Here is an 864-nt window from a genome sequence, read left to right on the forward strand (position 1 = left end):
CCAGCGCCTTCGAGCCCAGGCATTCGACGATCGAGGCCAGGTAGAACGGCCCCACGTCCACCACGTAGGCCGATTCGCCGCGCGAGGCCTCGACCTCGCTGAACCCATGCGCGCCCAGGTGCGCGCCGGTGGCCTTGGCGGCGCGCTGCGCAGCCACCTTCAGCGGGTCGATCAGGTCGTAGTTGACGCCGGCCTGTTCGTAGCTGAGCGTGTCGGGGGAAGCGGGGGTGGATTTCATCGGGAGCAGAGGGTCGATGGCGGGGCGGTCGGAGGTCGGCGCGGCCGCCGAAACCGCGATTATCGGGTACCACCGGGCCCCGTAGAATGCCCCGATGTCCTATCTCGTCCTGGCCCGCAAATACCGCCCGCGTGACTTCGAAGGCCTCGTCGGCCAGGAGCACGTCGTGCAGGCGCTGGCCAACGCGCTCACGCAGCAGCGCCTGCACCACGCCTACCTGTTCACCGGCACGCGCGGCGTCGGCAAGACCACCGTCTCGCGCATCCTCGCGAAATCGCTCAACTGCACCGGCGCCGACGGGCAGGGCACCATCACCGCCCGGCCCTGCGGCGTCTGCGATGCCTGCCGCGACATCGACAGCGGCCGCTTCGTCGACTACGTCGAGCTCGATGCCGCCTCCAACCGCGGCGTCGAAGAGATCTCGCAGCTGCTCKACCAGGCCGTCTACAAGCCGGTGGTCGGCCGCTTCAAGGTCTACATGATCGACGAAGTCCACATGCTCTCGAACACCGCGTTCAACGCGATGCTCAAGACGCTCGAGGAGCCGCCCGAGTACCTCAAGTTCGTCCTCGCCACCACCGATCCGCAGAAGGTGCCGCCCACCGTGCTGTCGCGCTGCCTGCAGT

The 864-nt window shown here is 68.1% G+C and carries 1 protein-coding gene and 1 pseudogene; one reads left to right on the forward strand and one right to left on the reverse strand.

All coding sequences use genetic code 11. The features are described 5' to 3' along the window. Positions 1–238 (reverse strand): annotated as a pseudogene (locus tag AC1D15_RS34935) (phosphoribosylformylglycinamidine cyclo-ligase); the annotation flags it as partial. A 94-nt stretch (positions 239–332) separates the two neighbouring features. On the opposite strand from AC1D15_RS34935, the gene dnaX reads away from it, so the two are divergent. Beyond that, positions 333–864: DNA polymerase III subunit gamma/tau (gene dnaX, locus AC1D15_RS34940; protein WP_477829687.1), on the forward strand; the 532-nt coding region annotated here is incomplete at its 3' end.

The organism is Rhizobacter sp. P2_H2, assembly GCF_056403375.1.